Here is a 17307-nt window from a genome sequence, read left to right on the forward strand (position 1 = left end):
CATCACACTGCACGATAAATGCATTTTCCATTTCCGGCAATGCGGAGAAAAGGGCTGATTGATTACACACAGCATTTCATAACAACACGACGTGATGCCGTTGGCATGACGCTTCTCCCCGATAACCGCCACGTTTGCGCGTTTTATCTCCGCCGTTATTCAGCGTTTTTGCTGATTGTCGTTAGGTGTCGCTGTACCGGCTGCGATGTTGATCCTTTTTCAGGCTACTTATTCATTTCTTACAGGGCAGGATAATTTTGATGAAACTACCACAATCGCGTCGTTATCTGGCGACGCTCATTGGCGTTAGCTGCGGGATGACGTCGTTTCTGAGCGCTGCGCAGACCTCGCCTTCAACAGAACCTGCCCCTCAGGTGCAGAATCAGGCCGAAAGTAAAGCATCGGGCGATACGATGGTAGTGACGGCCGCTGAGCAAACCCGTCAGGCTCCGGGCGTGTCGGTGATTACGGCTGAAGATATCAGCAAACGTCCGCCCGCTAACGATCTGTCCGATCTGATTCGCACTATGCCGGGTGTCAATCTGTCCGGTAACTCAACCAGCGGCCAGCGCGGTAACAACCGCCAGATCGATATCCGCGGTATGGGACCGGAAAATACGCTGATTCTGGTGGATGGCAAGCCAGTGTCGAGCCGTACAGCCGTGCGTTACGGCTGGCGCGGCGAGCGTGATACTCGCGGTGATACCAACTGGGTGCCTGCCGATATGGTCGAGCGTATTGAAGTGCTGCGCGGCCCAGCCGCGGCGCGCTATGGTAACGGCGCAGCGGGTGGTGTGGTTAACATCATCACCAAACAGCCGACGCAAGAATGGCACGGCACCTGGAATACCTTCCTGAACGCGCCGGAGCATAGTTCAGAAGGCGCAACCAAGCGTACCGATTTCAGCCTGATGGGCGGCCTGACTGACAGTCTGAGCTTCCGTCTGTTTGGTAATCTGAACAAAACCCAAGCTGATGCGCGCGATATTAACCAAGGGCATCAGTCCGCACGCGCAGGCAATCAGTCAGCTTCACTGCCTTCCGGGCGTGAAGGCGTGCGTAATAAAGATATCAACGGCCTGTTGCGCTGGGATATGACCAAGCAGCAGTCGCTGGAATTCGAAGCGGGTTCCAGCCGTCAGGGCAATATCTATGCGGGCGATTCGCAAAATACCAACACCAACCCGCTTGTCGTGAGTAATTATGGCAAGGAAACCAACCGCATGTACCGCCAGAACTTTGCGGTCACGCATCGCGGCTACTGGGACAGCGGCGTCAGTTCTACGTCGTATCTACAATACGAACGTACGCACAATACCCGTATCCTTGAAGGGCTGTCTGGCGGTTTAGAAGGGATTTTTGATACCAATAGTCCGAACCAATATGGCACGATAAAACTGGATAATTTCACTGCGCACAATGAAGTGAATATTCCGCTTAATCTCTGGGTCGAGCAGGTACTCACGTTCGGAGTTGAGTGGAACGAGCAGAAGATGACGGATCCGGTGTCGAACACGCAGACGACAACCGAAGCGGGCAGTGTGGGTTCGCTGAGCAGCAGCGGCCGTAGTGAGAAATCCGCGGCTCGTCTGGTTTCTGCCTTCGTGGAAGATAACGTCCAACTGACGGACAGTACCATGTTGACGCCGGCGTTACGTGTCGATCATCACAGCACGGCAGGCACCAACTGGAGCCCGTCGCTCAACCTGTCGCAGGAGCTGGGTGACGATTACACGCTGAAGTTAGGCATTGCTCGTGCTTACAAAGCGCCGAACCTGTACCAAACTAACGAGAATTATCTCCTCTATAGCCGTGGACAGGGCTGTGCTGGCGGCACGTCTTGCTACCTGATCGGCAATGGAGACCTGAAGGCGGAAACCAGCCTGAATAAAGAGATTGGTCTGGAGTTTCACCGTGATGGGTTGATCGCGGGCATCACCTATTTCCATAACGATTACCGCAACAAGATTGAAGCAGGTAACAATGTCATTGGCAAAGCGGTGGGCGGAACCAATTCCCAATATGCTAATGCCAATATTTTCCAATGGGGCAATGTACCGAAAGCGGTTATTCAGGGGCTGGAAGGTAACCTGACCGTTCCTGTCACGGAAAGCATCAACTGGCGTAACAACCTGACCTGGATGCTGGAATCGAAAAATAAAACCACGGGCGATTATCTGTCGATTACGCCGGAGTTTACCCTGAACTCATCAGTGGACTGGCAGGCAACGGAGAACCTTTCCTTCCTGGCCGATGTGACCTGGTATGGTCGCCAGAAGCCGAAGAAATATAACTACAAAGGTGAGCGCGTAACGGGTAGCGCAACCAATGAGTTAAGCCCTTATGCGCTGTTCGGGTTAAGCAGTACCTATAAGTTTAACAAGAACCTGAGCGTGACCGGTGGTGTCGATAACCTGTTTGATAAACGCCTGTTCCGCGCGGGTAATGCGCAGGATGTGGTGAACAACAACGTGGTTACCATTGCGGGTGCTGGTGCGGCAACCTATAACGAACCGGGACGGACTTTCTTTGTTAGCGTGAATACGTCGTTCTAAGGTTTATATCCGTCATACTGAATCGCGAACGCTACGGTGCCATTGTGCCGTGGCGTTTTTTTATTGCGGCATGCCTGGCCGCCACCCTGCGGGTCGTTGCCGCTATCAGGGACAGAAAATGCCTTTTAAGGTGGCGACGATTTTTTCCACGTCCTGATTTTCGATGCGGTAGTACAGCGTTTGTGATTCGCGCCGATAGCTAATCAACCCTTCTTCACGCATTTTTGCCAGATGCTGCGAGAGGGCGGACTGGCTCAGCGGGATGTGTTCAAGCAGCGTGCCAACCGACATTTCGCCGTGATCGATAAGCAGACAAAGCACCAGTAGCCTGTTCTCGTTGCCAATCGCGCGCAGCATAGCCGCTGCTTTTGCAGCACCGTCCTGCATGAATTCTCGATCCGAATTGCTCAACGCCATGTTCCTGCCATCCTGCGTAACTGACTAATTTAGTGATGCCTAATGTATTGAGCTTATCATACCCTCGGCCTTGAGCGAGGATAATGACTAACATCGATAAAACAGCTTATAACGGAGCCTGTGCGATGTGACGTGCGGTTTACAATAGGGGCGTTCCTCCCTAGAATAGCGCGACATCCTTTCCTGAATCTGCTGCTGCAGGAAAAACAACCTTCTCTCCGAAACGGGAGGAGCGATTTTTTGTTTTTCTAGGTAGCACCATGTCTACATTTACTCGCTTACAAAAACGTTTATCCCGTTTGGGGATAGACACCGATTACCAACATTCTATTTATCATCTCCGCAGGCAAAATGCAGAAGCGCAGGTTCTGTTGCCGGACACGTTGCCGCTGGAAGAAAAGGCGGTTCAGCAACTGCTGGATTTCGCCTCGGTACACCTGCCGGGTAGCGATGCACGTGTCTGTGCCGCGCGCGCGACGCCGGATTTCCATCCCGGTACGCTTGCGCCTGTCGGCAGCATTGTCGCCACAACGGAGAACTTCGTTATCCCTGCGGCGATTGGGACGGATATCAATTGCGGCATGCGACTGCTGACGACGGGCGTGCATCATACGGATGCCGATGAGCACAAACCCGCGCTGATTCAGGCGCTCAAAAACACGTTACTGCTGGATCGGCGTGATGTTCCTGTTACGCCGGATTCGTTTTCCGCGCTCTTTGACGAGGGGTTGCCAGCGTGGCTGGCGGCACTGCCTCAGCTGGGGCTTTGGCAGGATGTGGACTTTCGACGGCTGTCGGCTGAACTTGGCTCCATCGCCGGAACCGATGCGGTTCGCGCCGCTAGTCGACATGCGCCTGAGCCGTTTTTTGCGCCTCGCGAGATACTTCGACCTTCCAGTCTGGGCACGGTAGGGTCGGGTAACCATTTCGTCGAGCTACAAATTGTCGATGCCGTGTTGGACAGGCACGCGGCGTATCAGGCTGGCGTGCAGGAAGGTGAAGTTGTGGTGATGATTCACACCGGTTCACGGGACGTGGGTTTTTATGTCGGCCAGCGTGGGATCGATAAAGCGCGAGCCTGTTGGCCTGCGGGAGAAAAATATCCGGCGTCCGGCCTGTTTGGTCTGGTTGATGAACAGGCGACGGAGTATATGGAAGCTATGGGCGTCGCTGCACGCTATGCGTGGATCAACCGGATCGTGCTGACTGAACTGATTCGCTCTTCCTGGAAGCAAGTGTTTACGCATGACGCCAGCAAGCTGGTGGTCGATCTGTCGCATAACATTATTCTGCCGGAGCACGGAATGAACCTGCATCGCAAAGGCGCGACGCCGGCCAAAGCCGGGGAATTTGCGCTGATTCCCGGTTCAATGGGCGATTACTCTTATCTCGTTACAGGAAAGGGAAATCCCGACTGGCTGTGGTCGTGTTCACACGGCGCGGGGCGTGCCGAACGTCGGCAAAATATGCGTAACAAGGTCGATACGGCGAGTCTGGCAGATACGTTGCCCTGGCAGTGCATCACGCTGAAAGACGAACGACTGCGGGAAGAAGCGCCTGCGGCCTATAAGCCGGTTGCGCCTGTGATTGATATTCAGGCGCAGTCAGGGCTGATTCAACCTGTGGCACGGTTACGCCCGTGGCTGACGTTTAAGGCCTGATGTGACCCGCTCTGGCGGGAATTGATTCGGTATTCTTTGTACTAAAAATAACGACCCAATCGGCAAGCTGTCGATTGGGTCGTGTGTTCTTCGTTGCCGGAATCCGTTTATCAGGCATCTGTCAGAGGAATAAACGCAGCAAATTAGGGCTTTTGTTTGATGACGTTGTTGGCACCGCTGGAAGAGAGTTTCGGTTCTGTTCCTCCCCATGAGAGGCGGTTGCTGATGCCATTGAAGGAAACAACGGCAGGGCCTTTAAAATCCAGATCGAGATGATGTTCCGTACCCGTCACATTCACCTTTGCGGGTTTATCCTCGGAAAAAATGTTCGTGCGGATGGTGTTTTTATACGCGGCGACAGTCAGGTCACCCGTCGATTGACCTGTAGCGGCAATCTCTGCACCGGTCACGATAAGCGATGTCGCGGTATCGAACGTGATGTTGTGCTCAGAGCCCGCGACGGAAATCGTGGCACATTTGCCTGTCAGTACGATGTTGTTGCCGTTGCCTGAAATATTGACATTATTGCCATTACAGGGGATATCGCGTGTTAAACCGATACCCTCCAGCTCGATGGGGGCGGCATAGACGGATGCGGTGAACGCGAAAGCAGAGACGAAAACCATTGGCAGATACCGTGTTATCTTCATGGCGTTTTTTCCTGTTATCAAAGAGGTCATCCGGCATCGTTGCCGTAAAGGCACCTATCATCTGTTAACACTTTTCCCGACTCTATTGCGAACATTCTGATTATCGCTACGCCATCAAACGATGATTAATCGCGCTATGTTGTTAAAAACTTACCTATTATGTGGTTAACTCAGCATAGTTAGTGTGTGCCGTCAGGGACATGCTATTCTGCTGATGTCGGCATTTTTTAGTGATAGTGAAATTGGGCACATAGCATAGTTGAATAAAAATTAATGTTGCTATTATGTGAACGAATTAACAATCAATTCAAATCCTGATATGCTGACGAGGCTGGACCGGACACTCTACTACCTTACATCCACACGCTGGCACCCAGGCATGGACACCACAAGCGGGAACAAGAGCGCCGGGCATAATGAAGACAATGAGAGCGAGGAGAACGTCGTGCTAGAAGAATATCGTAAGCACGTAGCCGACCGGGCTGCGCAGGGGATTGTTCCTAAACCGTTAGATGCCACGCAGATGGCCGCGCTGGTTGAGTCACTCAAGAATCCCCCGGCGGGCGAAGAAGAAGTATTGCTTGACCTGCTGATTAACCGTGTCCCCCCCGGCGTTGATGAAGCCGCCTACGTGAAGGCCGGTTTTCTGGCTGCCGTCGCCAAAGGCGAAGCCACTTCCCCATTGGTCACCCAGGAAAAAGCGATCGAGCTGCTGGGCACCATGCAAGGGGGCTACAACATTCATCCGCTGATTGATGCGTTAGACAACGACAAGCTGGCACCGATCGCCGCCGAAGCGCTGTCCCACACGCTGCTGATGTTTGATAACTTCTACGATGTAGAAGAAAAGGCGAAAGCAGGCAATGCGCACGCCAAGAAAGTAATTCAATCCTGGGCTGATGCCGAGTGGTTCCTGTCCCGCCCGAAACTGGCGGAAAAAATTACCGTTACCGTTTTTAAAGTCACCGGTGAAACCAACACGGATGACTTGTCTCCGGCACCTGATGCCTGGTCACGCCCTGACATCCCGCTGCACGCGCTGGCGATGCTGAAAAACGCCCGTGAAGGTATCGATCCCGATCAACCTGGCGCCGTGGGCCCGATCAAACAGATCGAAGAACTGAATAAGAAAGGCTTCCCGCTGGCTTACGTCGGTGACGTTGTCGGTACCGGTTCGTCGCGTAAATCGGCAACCAACTCCGTGCTGTGGTTCATGGGCGAAGATATTCCTTATGTCCCGAACAAACGCGGTGGTGGTGTGGTGCTGGGCGGTAAGATCGCCCCGATCTTCTTCAACACGATGGAAGATGCCGGTGCGCTGCCGATCGAAGTCGATGTGAACGATCTGAATATGGGTGATGTGATTGATATTTACCCGTATGAAGGTGAAGTGCGTCGTCATGACACCAATGAAGTGCTGGCGACCTTCGCGCTGAAGACCGACGTATTGCTGGATGAAGTGCGTGCCGGTGGCCGTATTCCGCTGATTATCGGCCGTGGGCTGACGTCCAAGGCGCGCGAATCACTGGGCTTGCCGCACAGCGATGTCTTCCGTATTTCCAAAGCGGTTGAAGTCAGCAAAAAAGGTTTCTCGCTGGCGCAGAAAATGGTGGGACGTGCCTGTGGCGTTGCGGGTATTCGCCCTGACGAATACTGCGAACCGAAGATGACCTCTGTAGGTTCACAGGACACCACCGGGCCAATGACCCGTGATGAGCTGAAAGATCTGGCTTGTCTGGGCTTCTCCGCCGATCTGGTGATGCAGTCGTTCTGTCACACTGCGGCCTATCCGAAGCCGGTTGACGTGACCACGCACCATACGCTGCCTGATTTCATCATGAACCGTGGCGGCGTCTCACTGCGTCCGGGCGATGGTGTTATCCACTCCTGGCTGAACCGTATGCTGCTGCCGGATACCGTCGGTACGGGCGGTGACTCACACACCCGTTTCCCAATCGGTATCTCTTTCCCTGCGGGCTCCGGTCTGGTGGCGTTTGCTGCCGCGACGGGCGTGATGCCGCTGGATATGCCGGAATCCGTTCTGGTGCGTTTCAAAGGCAAAATGCAGCCGGGCATTACTCTGCGCGATCTGGTTCACGCCATTCCGTTGTACGCCATCAAGCAAGGCCTGCTGACCGTTGAGAAGAAAGGCAAGAAGAACATCTTCTCTGGACGTATTCTGGAAATCGAAGGTCTGCCAGATCTGAAAGTCGAGCAGGCGTTTGAACTGACCGACGCCTCGGCGGAACGTTCTGCGGCTGGCTGTACGATCAAGCTGGATAAAGCGCCGATCATCGAGTATCTGAACTCCAACATCGTGCTGTTGAAGTGGATGATCTCTGAAGGCTACGGCGATCGTCGTACGCTGGAACGTCGTATTCAGGGCATGGAAAAATGGCTGGCCGATCCACAACTGCTGGAAGCGGATGCCGATGCCGAGTACGCCGCGGTGATCGACATCGATCTGGCCGACATCAAAGAGCCGATCCTGTGTGCGCCGAACGATCCAGACGATGCGCGCTGGTTGTCTGACGTGCAGGGCGAGAAGATTGATGAAGTCTTCATCGGTTCCTGTATGACCAACATCGGTCACTTCCGTGCGGCAGGTAAACTGCTGGATAGCCACAAAGGCCAACTGCCGACCCGCCTGTGGGTTGCGCCGCCGACCAAAATGGATGCGGCACAGCTGACCGAAGAAGGCTACTACAGCGTGTTTGGTAAGAGCGGCGCGCGTATCGAGATCCCAGGTTGCTCGCTGTGCATGGGTAACCAGGCGCGCGTAGCGGATGGTGCAACGGTCGTTTCCACGTCGACGCGTAACTTCCCGAACCGTTTGGGAACCGGCGCTAACGTGTATCTGGCCTCTGCCGAACTGGCTGCGGTTGCGTCGCTGCTGGGTCGCTTGCCGACCTCGGAAGAGTACCAGACCTACATGTCGCAGGTGGATAAAACCGCGCAGGACACCTATCGCTATCTGAATTTTGACCAGTTAGGTCAATATACCGAGAAAGCGGATAGCGTGATCTTCCAGACGGCGGTCTAACTCGCTATAGTTCGCATCTCTACACCGAAGGAGGCCTTGTGCCTCCTTTTTTTCTGCCCGTTTTATACGCATCATATCTCACGCTGCCTGTGCATCGGCGGTTGGCATCGTGCCTTTGCAGCATGAAAGGTGAAGGTGTATCACGACGAGAGGGGGCAGAGGCGACTAAACTGAACAAAAGAAACATCACAGTGAGGATGGCATCATGGACTATGAATTTTTGCGGGATGTGACGGGCCAGGTCATCGTTCGTATGTCGATGGGACATGAAGCGATCGGACACTGGTTCAATGAAGAAGTGAAAGGCCAGCTGACGATCTTGACTGACGTTGAAGAGGCTGCGCGTTCCGTCGCAGGCAGCGAACGACAGTGGCGGCGCGTGGGGCATGAATACACGCTGTCGCTGGATGAAGAAGAAGTGATGGTGCAGGCAAATCAGCTGTCTTTCACCACCGATGAGCTGGAAGAGGGCATGAGTTATTACGACGAAGAGAGCCTGTCTTTATGCGGTCTGGATGATTTTTTGACGCTGGTGGAAAAGTACCGCGATTTCGTCCTGCATTGATCGTTTTAGTTATTCGATTATTTTGATAACAAGATTGTTTTGAAAATATGAACGCTTTGAAAATATGATCGCTTTGAAAACACCACCCGGCGAGCGAGTGGTGTTTTTCATCAATCAGCCAAGATCGGCATGACCAAAGCGCGCCTGCCAGTCGTGATCGAACCGGTTAAGCGCATCGTCAACCGCAGGATCTTGCAGGAATAGTTCAGCAACGGCAGGGTCGACGGTAATCGCCCGACACCCCGCCAGCAGGCAGTCCAGCACCTGACGCGGCGTGCGAAAGCTGGCTGCCAGCACCTGAGTCTGCGGGCTGTGCAGGTTAATCAGGGTTTGCAGCTCTTTCACGAGCGCAATCCCATCGCCACCCTGCGCATCGATGCGGTTGACGTAAGGCGCGATATAGCGAGCGCCAGCCAGCGCGGCATAAAACCCTTGCCCCGCACCGTATACAGCGGTGCCGAGGGTAGGGATATCGAGCGCCGTCAATTGCCTGATGGCACTCAAACCCGCATGCGTCACTGGCACTTTGACGACCAGAGAAGGAATCACCTCTCTGAGCTTCAATGCCTCTTCCACCATCACATCAGGATCGCGCGACATCACCTGAGCAAACAGCTGTCCTTCCGTGCCTATAATGGCCTGCATGTCCCGCAGCACGCTGTAAATATCGGATTTTCCGCGTGCAACAATGCTCGGATTGGTGGTCACGCCTTTAATCGGCAACACGCCAGCGAGTCGTTCTACTGCGGCGACATCCGCCGTATCTAAATAGAATTCCATCATTTCCCCCGTTAACTAAAACCGATCTGTTGGATGACATTCATCAATGCGGGCTTAGCGCACGATAATGCCCAACAGAATCCCCACCGCGCCGAAATCGGAATCGCTGAACGTGGTGTTTGCCAGTCCGATACTGCCCAACACCGGCAGCAGGAAAACAGGCAGGAAGGTAATCAGCAGTCCGTTGGCAAAAGAACCTAGAATCGCACCGCGACGTCCGCCGGTGGCATTACCGAAAACGCCAGCCGCTGCGCCGACGAAGAAGTGCGGCACTACGCCAGGAATGATCACCGTTAATCCCATCAGGTAGAGCAGAACCATACCGATCACCCCAGCCGCAAAGCTGCTCAGGAAGCCGACCAGAACGGCATTCGGGGCATACGGGAAAACAACGGGGCAATCTAATGCTGGTTTAGCGTTGGGAACTAGTTTGTCAGAAATGCCTTTAAACGCAGGCACGATTTCCGCAATCACCATCCGCACGCCTTGCAGCACGATATACACGCCAGCGGCAAAGGTAATGGATTGGATCAGCGAAAACATGAACCAGTTTTTCCCACCAGCGTTCATCGTTTTCACCGCTTCCGGACCGGCAAACAGACAGGTGAAAATGAAGATGAAAAACATGGTAAAGGCGATGGCAACCGGCGTATCACGCAGGAACAGAAGGCTCTTCGGTACTTCCATGTCCTCTGTTGATTTCTCTTTATTACCAAACTTGCTGCCGATAAACGCTGACAGCAGCTGTGATATCGCCGAGAAGTGACCAAAGGCGACGTCATCCGAGCCTGTGACTTTCTTCATATACGGGTGAATAATGGCAGGGAACAGTACCATCGATACCCCAACGACCAGCGATCCAACGGTAATCAGCATCACCCCTTTCATGCCTGCTGTTGCCAGAATCACCGCAACCATCATCGACATAAACAGCGTGTGGTGGCCGGTCAGGAAAATGTATTTCCACGGCGTAAAGCGGGCGATCGCGATATTAATGACCATCGCAAAGAACATGATCATGGCCATCTCGGTGCCGAAGTTCTTCTGTGCTACCGCGACAATGGCTTCATTGTTCGGTACCACACCGGCGATACCGAACGCATGGTGGAAAATCTGGGCGAAATCGCCCAGCGAGGACACGATCAGGCTCGCGCCCGCCCCGAGGATCAGGAAGCCCATTACGGTTTTCACCGTTCCCTTGATGCATTCCGTGGCCGGTTTTTTCTGTGCAATCAGGCCGATAAGCGCGATCAAACCGACCAATATGGACGGTTCAGACAGCACATCACTCATTAAAAAACGGAAGAATTCCATTTTTGATCCCTCGCTTATAACGCGCCAAGTTCTGTCAGGGCGACCGACAGGCGCTCTTTCATCGCCACTTTATCGATCATGTTATTCAGGGACACAATTTTCCCCCCCACTGCCTGCGCGACGAGCTGATCGGCAATATCCTTTGTACCGACAAAGATGTCGCTGTCCGTACCTTTCGCCGAACCTAAATCCACGTGGTCCACGTCAGCAACCACGCCGAGTTCTTTAACGATGTTTTTAATGCTCATTTCCATCATCAGGCTGGTACCCAGGCCGTTACCGCATACGACTGTAATTTTCATAATCTGTGTCCTCTGGTGGCAATTAATAACGAGAAATAACGGAAAGCACCTGTTCTACTTCCGTCGCGTTAATTAACGCGGCGACGTCATCAGGCGTGTCGAACAACTGAGCGAGCTGTGAAATAATATCGATATGGCTATTGCTGTCCGTGGCTGCCAGAACGATTAGTAAATGCACGGGATCGTTGCCTTCGGAATGGAAAACCACGCCGTCGCGAATCAGCGTCAGGCTGACGGCAAGTTGGTTCACGCCGTCTTCCGGGCGTGCATGCGGCATGGCAATCCCCGGGCCGACGACATAGTAAGGACCGATAGCCTCATGAGAGCGGTAGATCGCTTCAACATAGGTGGGTTCAATCGAACCGTTATCCAGTAAAGGCTTACAGGACAAGGCGATAGCGTGACGCCAGTCATCACAGGCAGGTAAAATCTGAACAACGTCTGGTGTTAGTAAAGTGTTAAGCATTAGAGTCACCTCTGTATCATTCTGAACGCAGGATAGTGTGCCGCCCTCGAAAATAATGTGATTAACATCTAAAAAGATAGCGCTAACTGATATGGCTATCATTAACTGTGACCTGCTTAGCACAAGCGGGGCCATTATTTGTTCCCCCGTGTTGTCACAGGCACACTAGGAACGGCGATGGTTCGGCGTGAATGCGTCGGGAAATCGGGGCGTTCGCCCTTTACGCTAGCCTGAAGGCAATGACGTAACAGGCTGTTATCGCGACCGTGCGATGAGAAACATGACGAATGGAGAGGAAGTGAGCATGCGTAAGCGTCGTAGTACCGGTAAGGTTACGCTACAGGATGTCGCCGACTACGCGGGCGTAGGGACGATGACGGTATCGCGCGTGATGCGCAAACCCGATCTGGTCTCTGAAAAGTTACGCAGCAAAGTGGAACTGGCCGCCAGAGCATTAGGCTATGAACCCAACCAAGAGGCCAGCCAGCTCACCGAGAGTACGAGTCGCGTGACGCTACAGGACATTGCGAGCCATGCTGGTGTCGGCGCGATGACGGTGTCCCGCGCGTTGCGGGAACCCGGTCTGGTTTCTGATGCGACACAGAAGAAAATCAATGACGCGATAAAAACGCTGGGCTATGTTCCGAATCAGGCAGCAGGCACGCTGGCATCAGCCTATCAGCCTGCTATCGCGGTGCTTTATCCTTTTCAGCAAGATCGCGCCAGCGTGCGTTTTGTGCAGGCGCTGCAACAGGCGGTGGGCAAACATAACGTTCCGTTAATCATGGGCTGCCATGAATATCGCCAGCATACCGAAGCGGGAATGGTCGAAAAACTCCTGCAGCAGCGGCCAGCGGCGCTGGTGTTATTCAGCGCGCAACTCTCACAGCGAACCCGAGACATTATTCAGGCCAGCAACGTTATTACGGTGAACGTTTCCGGTGCTGACGTGCTGAGTGCGAATATCAATATTGATATCGCCCTGGCCGAAGCGGCGGAACAGCTGACGATGTCGCTGCTGGAAAAGGGGTATCGCCACGTGGCTTATATCGGCGCGCATACGGATAACCGTTTGCAAAAACAGCAACTGAACGGCTGGAATAAAGCCATGCTGGCGCACTATCACAATGCGGATTTGAAAATTACGATCCCGGAAGCGCCTAGCCTACAGTTTGGCCGCTATGCGATGACGGAATTGCTGCAAAACCAGCCGGAGCTGGATGCGATTATCTGTAGCCATGAGGAAATAGCGCTGGGTGCGCTCTTTGAATGCCAGCGCCGCCTGATGAAAGTCCCTTACGATCTGGCGATTACCTGTCTGGATGGCTCTGAACAATGTGAGCACACGTTTCCGGCGCTGACCGCGATGCGGCTTGATTATGAAAAGCTGGGCGCGGAGGTCGGGCGTCTGGTACTCGCCATGATGGACAACGACGAGCATCCACCGGTAGTCGAAAAAGTGAAGTTTATCTTTGAACCTCGCGCCAGCAGCTAGCCGGAGAGGCGTGTTGTGCTGCATGTTGCATAGCTATTGGGCAACATGATCGTGTTTTTCCTGAAAAGAGACTCGCGTCGAGTATCAACGGCCAAAGCAGAGATTTCGGCCGTTGATATATTGCGATGGTTGGCAGCCACTATCCGATGCAACGCTTCAAAAAGCGCCGCCTTTCTTCGTTATTGATTCTGGTTCCAGCGGTTCGCGCGGCTGAAAGAACCGAAGTCATTAAACCGAACGCCCATATCCCTCATGACTTTATGCGCCACGGGTGTTGATAGCTGTCTTATATAAAAGGGTTCATTCACGACAAAATGATGTATTGCATGTGTGCCGCCAAAGTTAAAACAGAAGAAATTAATGGGGTAGAGCCACTAGGGATTAAGAACCTGTGTTTCCTGAATGACATTTCCGCTTTCATTGTCACTATGGTAATGCAGGTTTGACGAGATAAAATGTAAGCAGAATGACCATAGCATATTGGGGCCAACAATGATTACCACGGAGATATTAATAAAGTGAATGGCACTCATCATAGTTTCAGACCAGACTACTGGATTTTCTGTTAATATAAAATAAAGGTTTACGCCGTGAAAAATTAAAAAAGAATACCATATTACCGAGTAGATGACGGCGAAGGGGAAAAATGCTTTGACGGAGAATGAAAGCAGTTTCTTTTTCTCCAAAGGCGTTTTGGCATTATTCATCATAACAACGGCGGCGACAACTAAATCACTGAGCATTAAAATTCGTAGAAGCCCCCACTTTCTACCATTACCTAAAAATTTCTCTTCCACATCATGTTCAGATCCTGATACCTGATGGTGCAGTAGATGTACGTCACGCCTCATCCATGGACTTGCTGTGCTGGGACGCATTAGCCAGACTACGGTCATCATCATATGGTGTATAAAACGATTTTTTCTGAAATATAAATTGTGGATTAGGTCATGTTCAATTTCATGTGCAACAGAAATACATAGCGTATTGACTATCAGGCAAGCCCACCAGGGAATATAAGCATAAAAATAGAATAATGAACTGAGCACCATCACGACTGTGATTGCAGTTAAGGCACTAAATCCTAATAGGTCCTGATGATTTAGAATAGGATGTTTATTTCGCAGTTCCTTACCATACTCAATAATGACTTTTCTGATTTGTTTTGACTTTGCGCTATCATCTATATCTATCAGGTTAGATATAGGTACATTCATGGTATATTTCTCCGGGAAGCAGGTGAAATGTTAATTGATTATTTATGACATCGCGTAAAGCTCTGAAGTAAACTCTTCTGTGTAATTGGGGGTAATGATAGGTGCGGTAATTAACTCAATGGGTGGAGTAAGTATCTTCATCAAATAGTTTATCTTTTCTATTGTCGGGTTAATGACATTGAAAGGTAGAGTATCTGACATATACGGTGTAAAGCTATTGCTGAGATCTTGTAGCATGTCACTATCTAAAATGCCTGTTTTTTGGATGTTTTGAATAATAAGATCCAGTGCGTAGGTATAGGTAAGAGCCTGTGCTTCTGCATGGGTGAATCTGCGCTGATTGCAGGCGGTGACCACTTTTTTTCTATTTCTTGTGCAATGTTTTCTGGTTTAATATCATGATTTTTAAATCTATTTAATCCAATCATATACTTGGCAATCTGATAAGACATGACGGAGTTATCACCAGCAAAGGTAATATTAGCCTCATAGTCAATCTGCATAGACATAATTTGGTTGTAGTGATGTAGACCCTGAGCCCCGCACATAGCCCGGCATTTGCGTAGGATTTCCAACCCCAGTGATGACCCTAAGTATTTTCCGACGGCGACTAAAATCTGCAATTGTTTATGCGTGCTTTTATCTGCCCAATTTATTTTGAATTGCTCAATAATAATATTATTCAAAACGTGCAGAGAGAATGCCTTGAGTAACTCGGGGTATAATCGTTGACAAAATAATGGTTCCATAATTAAGGTTTGATATGTTGGCTTTAATGATGTGACTCGGTGTTCAGAATATTTATAGGTAATATAAAGTGCTGCTGCTGCAGACAGGCTACCGCTGCTCAATGGAAAAATACGTTCCTGCAAAAAGGTTTCAAATAGTGACGCAAAACGTTGGGATTTGGACGTCTGACTATAAAACACGCCATCGGAAGTAATTTCAGAATGACGCTGCATCATCGCTTCAAGGGGCAAACTGACTTGATTAAACCGAAGGCCAGAGATTTGATATCCTTCCACACCGCCTTTGGGGTCGCAAGAAATAGCACTGATGCCGGTAAGTAAATTCTCACCTTCTTTATCTCTCAACGGTACTCGAAACCAATGAATGCCCTCATCACGACCGTTAACGATCAGTCTTGCCAATACCATACCGACGGTAGCGGAATAAAGTGCATTTCCTATCCAGAATTTCGCAGAATCAGGCGTTGGGGAATCGAGAATCAGTCTGTGCTGCAGATGATCGTAAGTGACGGTAGTCTTTATATTGCGTAAATTAGTACCACAGGCTATTTCTGTGCAGCAAAAAGAATAGATACGATCCAAATTAATGACCTCGTCTCGATATTGTCTTATCTGACTGGGGCTGGATTGCGTAAATATTACATTTCCTGCAATGAGGTGCGCCGCAAGGGATATGCCTAATGATAAATCTAACGTACCGAATAAAGCGACGTTTTTACAGAGCTCATCAAACTGTGCCTGATTTTCTTGGCCCAACCACATTTCGTTATTAATCAATCCTTCTTGAAAAATAACCCGCATTCTTTTTACCGTTAAATCCATATAATCACGCGATGAAATATGATGCCTTACTCTTGGATCAAATAATTTCATTTCTATAATTTTATTAAATTTATCATTGCAAGACATACTCCCCCCTCCGATAGATTATTAAATATGGTATTAAATAAGTATATGGGGTTTCTTAATGATAAGAGTTTTTCAGTATAGTTGTGACTTTGTTTTGTTTAAGGGGGAAATAATCATTTTTCGCTATTAAGTAGGGTGCATATTATTAATTTAATTGGATTTTATTTTTATTAATGAATGATTTCATAAAGATGGATGGATTAGTTGTTTATTTTTTTTGAATTTTTATTTATATATTTTAATTAAATATTATTAGATATTATTCTACTCGCCAATAACAGTGAGTAAGTGTAGATGAGGCCTGAATGACCCCGCGATGTAGCTACCGTGGCGCTGAAAGGGACGATGAGTGCTTATGACGGAGTGTAATGAAGTCAATATCTTTTACATGCTAGAATAAATATTCATGATAATTCCTCCGCTAATAATTAACGCTATAGAGAATAGGGCGGGGAGATCGGGTTTTTGTTTATAAAGCAGCATCGAAATAAACGTCACGCCGACGATGCCAAAACCGCACCATAGGGAGTAGGCAACCCCTACGGGTAAATAGCCCATCGCACGCGTTAACGAGAAATAGCAAAGGCAGTAAGCCAGAATCACGATAATAGAAGGCGAAAGTTTTTTGAATCCATCGGTTTTCTTTATCATCGACGTGCCAGTAATTTCTGAACCAATGGAAAGCGCCAGCCAGAGAAATCCGTTTAACATGATGTTTATCCTTATTTTTAATGAATGATTTTTGTATTCAATGGCGGATTTTTATCGCTGTCCGTGAGTATTTCTGGCTGTTCATCAGCGCCCATTTTAGAGAAAAGATTCATGATTGTTATTCCAGTGGCAATCACAATCATGCCAATGATGGCCGGAATATCAGGACGTTGGCCGTAAAAAATAATACTGAGCGTCGAAACCAATAAAATACCCGTGCCGGACCAGGTTGCATAAGCTAACCCCACCGGAAGATGTTTTACGGCTTTTGACAGCGAATAATAGCAGACGCAGTACAGCAGAATAATAACCCCCAATAACGCGATTTTTGTTATCCCCTGACTATCATCAAACATTTTTAGCGTAGATGTGGCTGACGTTTCTGACAGGATAACTAATAACATCCAAAGCCATGATTGCTTTCTCAATGACATATATTGCTCCTGACTTATGTTAAGAACACGCTATCTGAT

15 protein-coding genes are annotated in these 17307 nt (G+C 50.3%); 5 read left to right on the plus strand and 10 right to left on the minus strand.

Translation table 11 applies throughout. The annotated features are described in order from the left end of the window. The first annotated feature begins 260 nt into the window (after positions 1 to 260). Positions 261 to 2555, plus strand: a complete 2295-nt coding sequence (locus tag ACIPUG_RS07435) for a TonB-dependent siderophore receptor (RefSeq protein WP_400338020.1) — start codon at positions 261 to 263, stop codon at positions 2553 to 2555. A 105-nt stretch (positions 2556 to 2660) separates the two neighbouring features. Here ACIPUG_RS07435 and ACIPUG_RS07440 read toward each other — a convergent pair whose 3' ends face one another. Then, on the minus strand, positions 2661 to 2972 hold the full coding sequence (locus tag ACIPUG_RS07440; protein ID WP_320721892.1) for a metalloregulator ArsR/SmtB family transcription factor: 312 nt from the start codon (positions 2970 to 2972) through the stop codon (positions 2661 to 2663). Between the two features lie 260 nt (positions 2973 to 3232). Between ACIPUG_RS07440 and ACIPUG_RS07445 the strand changes: the two genes are divergently transcribed. Beyond that, positions 3233 to 4633 (plus strand): RtcB family protein, encoded by a 1401-nt coding sequence (locus ACIPUG_RS07445; RefSeq protein ID WP_205591890.1) that lies wholly within the window; start codon positions 3233 to 3235, stop codon positions 4631 to 4633. A gap of 143 nt (positions 4634 to 4776) precedes the next feature. On the opposite strand, the gene ACIPUG_RS07450 is transcribed toward ACIPUG_RS07445, so the two are convergent. Beyond that, complete coding sequence (locus tag ACIPUG_RS07450; RefSeq protein WP_100018182.1) at positions 4777 to 5283, minus strand: DUF3060 domain-containing protein; 507 nt, start codon at positions 5281 to 5283, stop codon at positions 4777 to 4779. A 445-nt stretch (positions 5284 to 5728) separates the two neighbouring features. On the opposite strand from ACIPUG_RS07450, the gene acnB reads away from it, so the two are divergent. Together acnB and yacL are read left to right on the plus strand one after the other, a co-directional pair. Then, positions 5729 to 8326, plus strand: coding sequence for a bifunctional aconitate hydratase 2/2-methylisocitrate dehydratase (gene acnB / locus ACIPUG_RS07455; RefSeq protein ID WP_100018553.1), 2598 nt, complete (start codon positions 5729 to 5731; stop codon positions 8324 to 8326). Between the two features lie 205 nt (positions 8327 to 8531). Next, complete coding sequence (gene yacL, locus ACIPUG_RS07460; RefSeq protein ID WP_014916617.1) at positions 8532 to 8891, plus strand: protein YacL; 360 nt, start codon at positions 8532 to 8534, stop codon at positions 8889 to 8891. Positions 8892 to 9005: 114 nt separating this feature from the next. Here yacL and fsa read toward each other — a convergent pair whose 3' ends face one another. The 4 genes from fsa to ACIPUG_RS07480 are packed head-to-tail and all read right to left on the minus strand — an operon-like array spanning position 9006 to position 11753. After that, the gene (gene fsa / locus ACIPUG_RS07465) at positions 9006 to 9671 is read right to left on the minus strand and encodes a fructose-6-phosphate aldolase (RefSeq protein WP_039317201.1); all 666 of its coding nucleotides are present in this window, start codon (positions 9669 to 9671) and stop codon (positions 9006 to 9008) included. 54 nt (positions 9672 to 9725) lie between these two features. After that, complete coding sequence (locus ACIPUG_RS07470) at positions 9726 to 10985, minus strand: PTS ascorbate transporter subunit IIC (RefSeq protein WP_010286825.1); 1260 nt, start codon at positions 10983 to 10985, stop codon at positions 9726 to 9728. 14 nt (positions 10986 to 10999) lie between these two features. After that, on the minus strand, positions 11000 to 11287 hold the full coding sequence (locus ACIPUG_RS07475) for a PTS sugar transporter subunit IIB (RefSeq protein ID WP_010286822.1): 288 nt from the start codon (positions 11285 to 11287) through the stop codon (positions 11000 to 11002). 22 nt (positions 11288 to 11309) lie between these two features. Further along, positions 11310 to 11753, minus strand: a complete 444-nt coding sequence (locus tag ACIPUG_RS07480; protein ID WP_010286817.1) for a PTS sugar transporter subunit IIA — start codon at positions 11751 to 11753, stop codon at positions 11310 to 11312. Between the two features lie 304 nt (positions 11754 to 12057). Here ACIPUG_RS07480 and ACIPUG_RS07485 point away from each other — a divergent pair, with 304 nt between their 5' ends. After that, the gene (locus ACIPUG_RS07485) at positions 12058 to 13248 is read left to right on the plus strand and encodes a LacI family DNA-binding transcriptional regulator (protein ID WP_039501443.1); all 1191 of its coding nucleotides are present in this window, start codon (positions 12058 to 12060) and stop codon (positions 13246 to 13248) included. A 374-nt stretch (positions 13249 to 13622) separates the two neighbouring features. Here the strand turns inward: ACIPUG_RS07485 and ACIPUG_RS07490 are convergent, their stop codons facing one another. The 4 genes from ACIPUG_RS07490 to ACIPUG_RS07505 form a co-directional block, all read right to left on the minus strand. Continuing rightward, entirely contained in the window at positions 13623 to 14465 is an 843-nt protein-coding gene (locus ACIPUG_RS07490; protein WP_400338023.1) for a fatty acid desaturase, read from the minus strand. A 245-nt stretch (positions 14466 to 14710) separates the two neighbouring features. Further along, entirely contained in the window at positions 14711 to 16123 is a 1413-nt protein-coding gene (locus tag ACIPUG_RS07495; RefSeq protein WP_400338024.1) for a hypothetical protein, read from the minus strand. 384 nt (positions 16124 to 16507) lie between these two features. Beyond that, entirely contained in the window at positions 16508 to 16834 is a 327-nt protein-coding gene (locus ACIPUG_RS07500) for a multidrug efflux SMR transporter (RefSeq protein WP_039509866.1), read from the minus strand. 17 nt (positions 16835 to 16851) lie between these two features. Continuing rightward, positions 16852 to 17268: a multidrug efflux SMR transporter gene (locus ACIPUG_RS07505; protein ID WP_039465841.1), complete on the minus strand. Its 417-nt coding sequence runs from the start codon at positions 17266 to 17268 to the stop codon at positions 16852 to 16854. Positions 17269 to 17307 lie beyond the last annotated feature (39 nt).

The sequence above is a fragment of the Pectobacterium sp. CHL-2024 genome (genome assembly GCF_044751765.1).
Lineage (GTDB): Bacteria > Pseudomonadota > Gammaproteobacteria > Enterobacterales > Enterobacteriaceae > Pectobacterium > Pectobacterium brasiliense.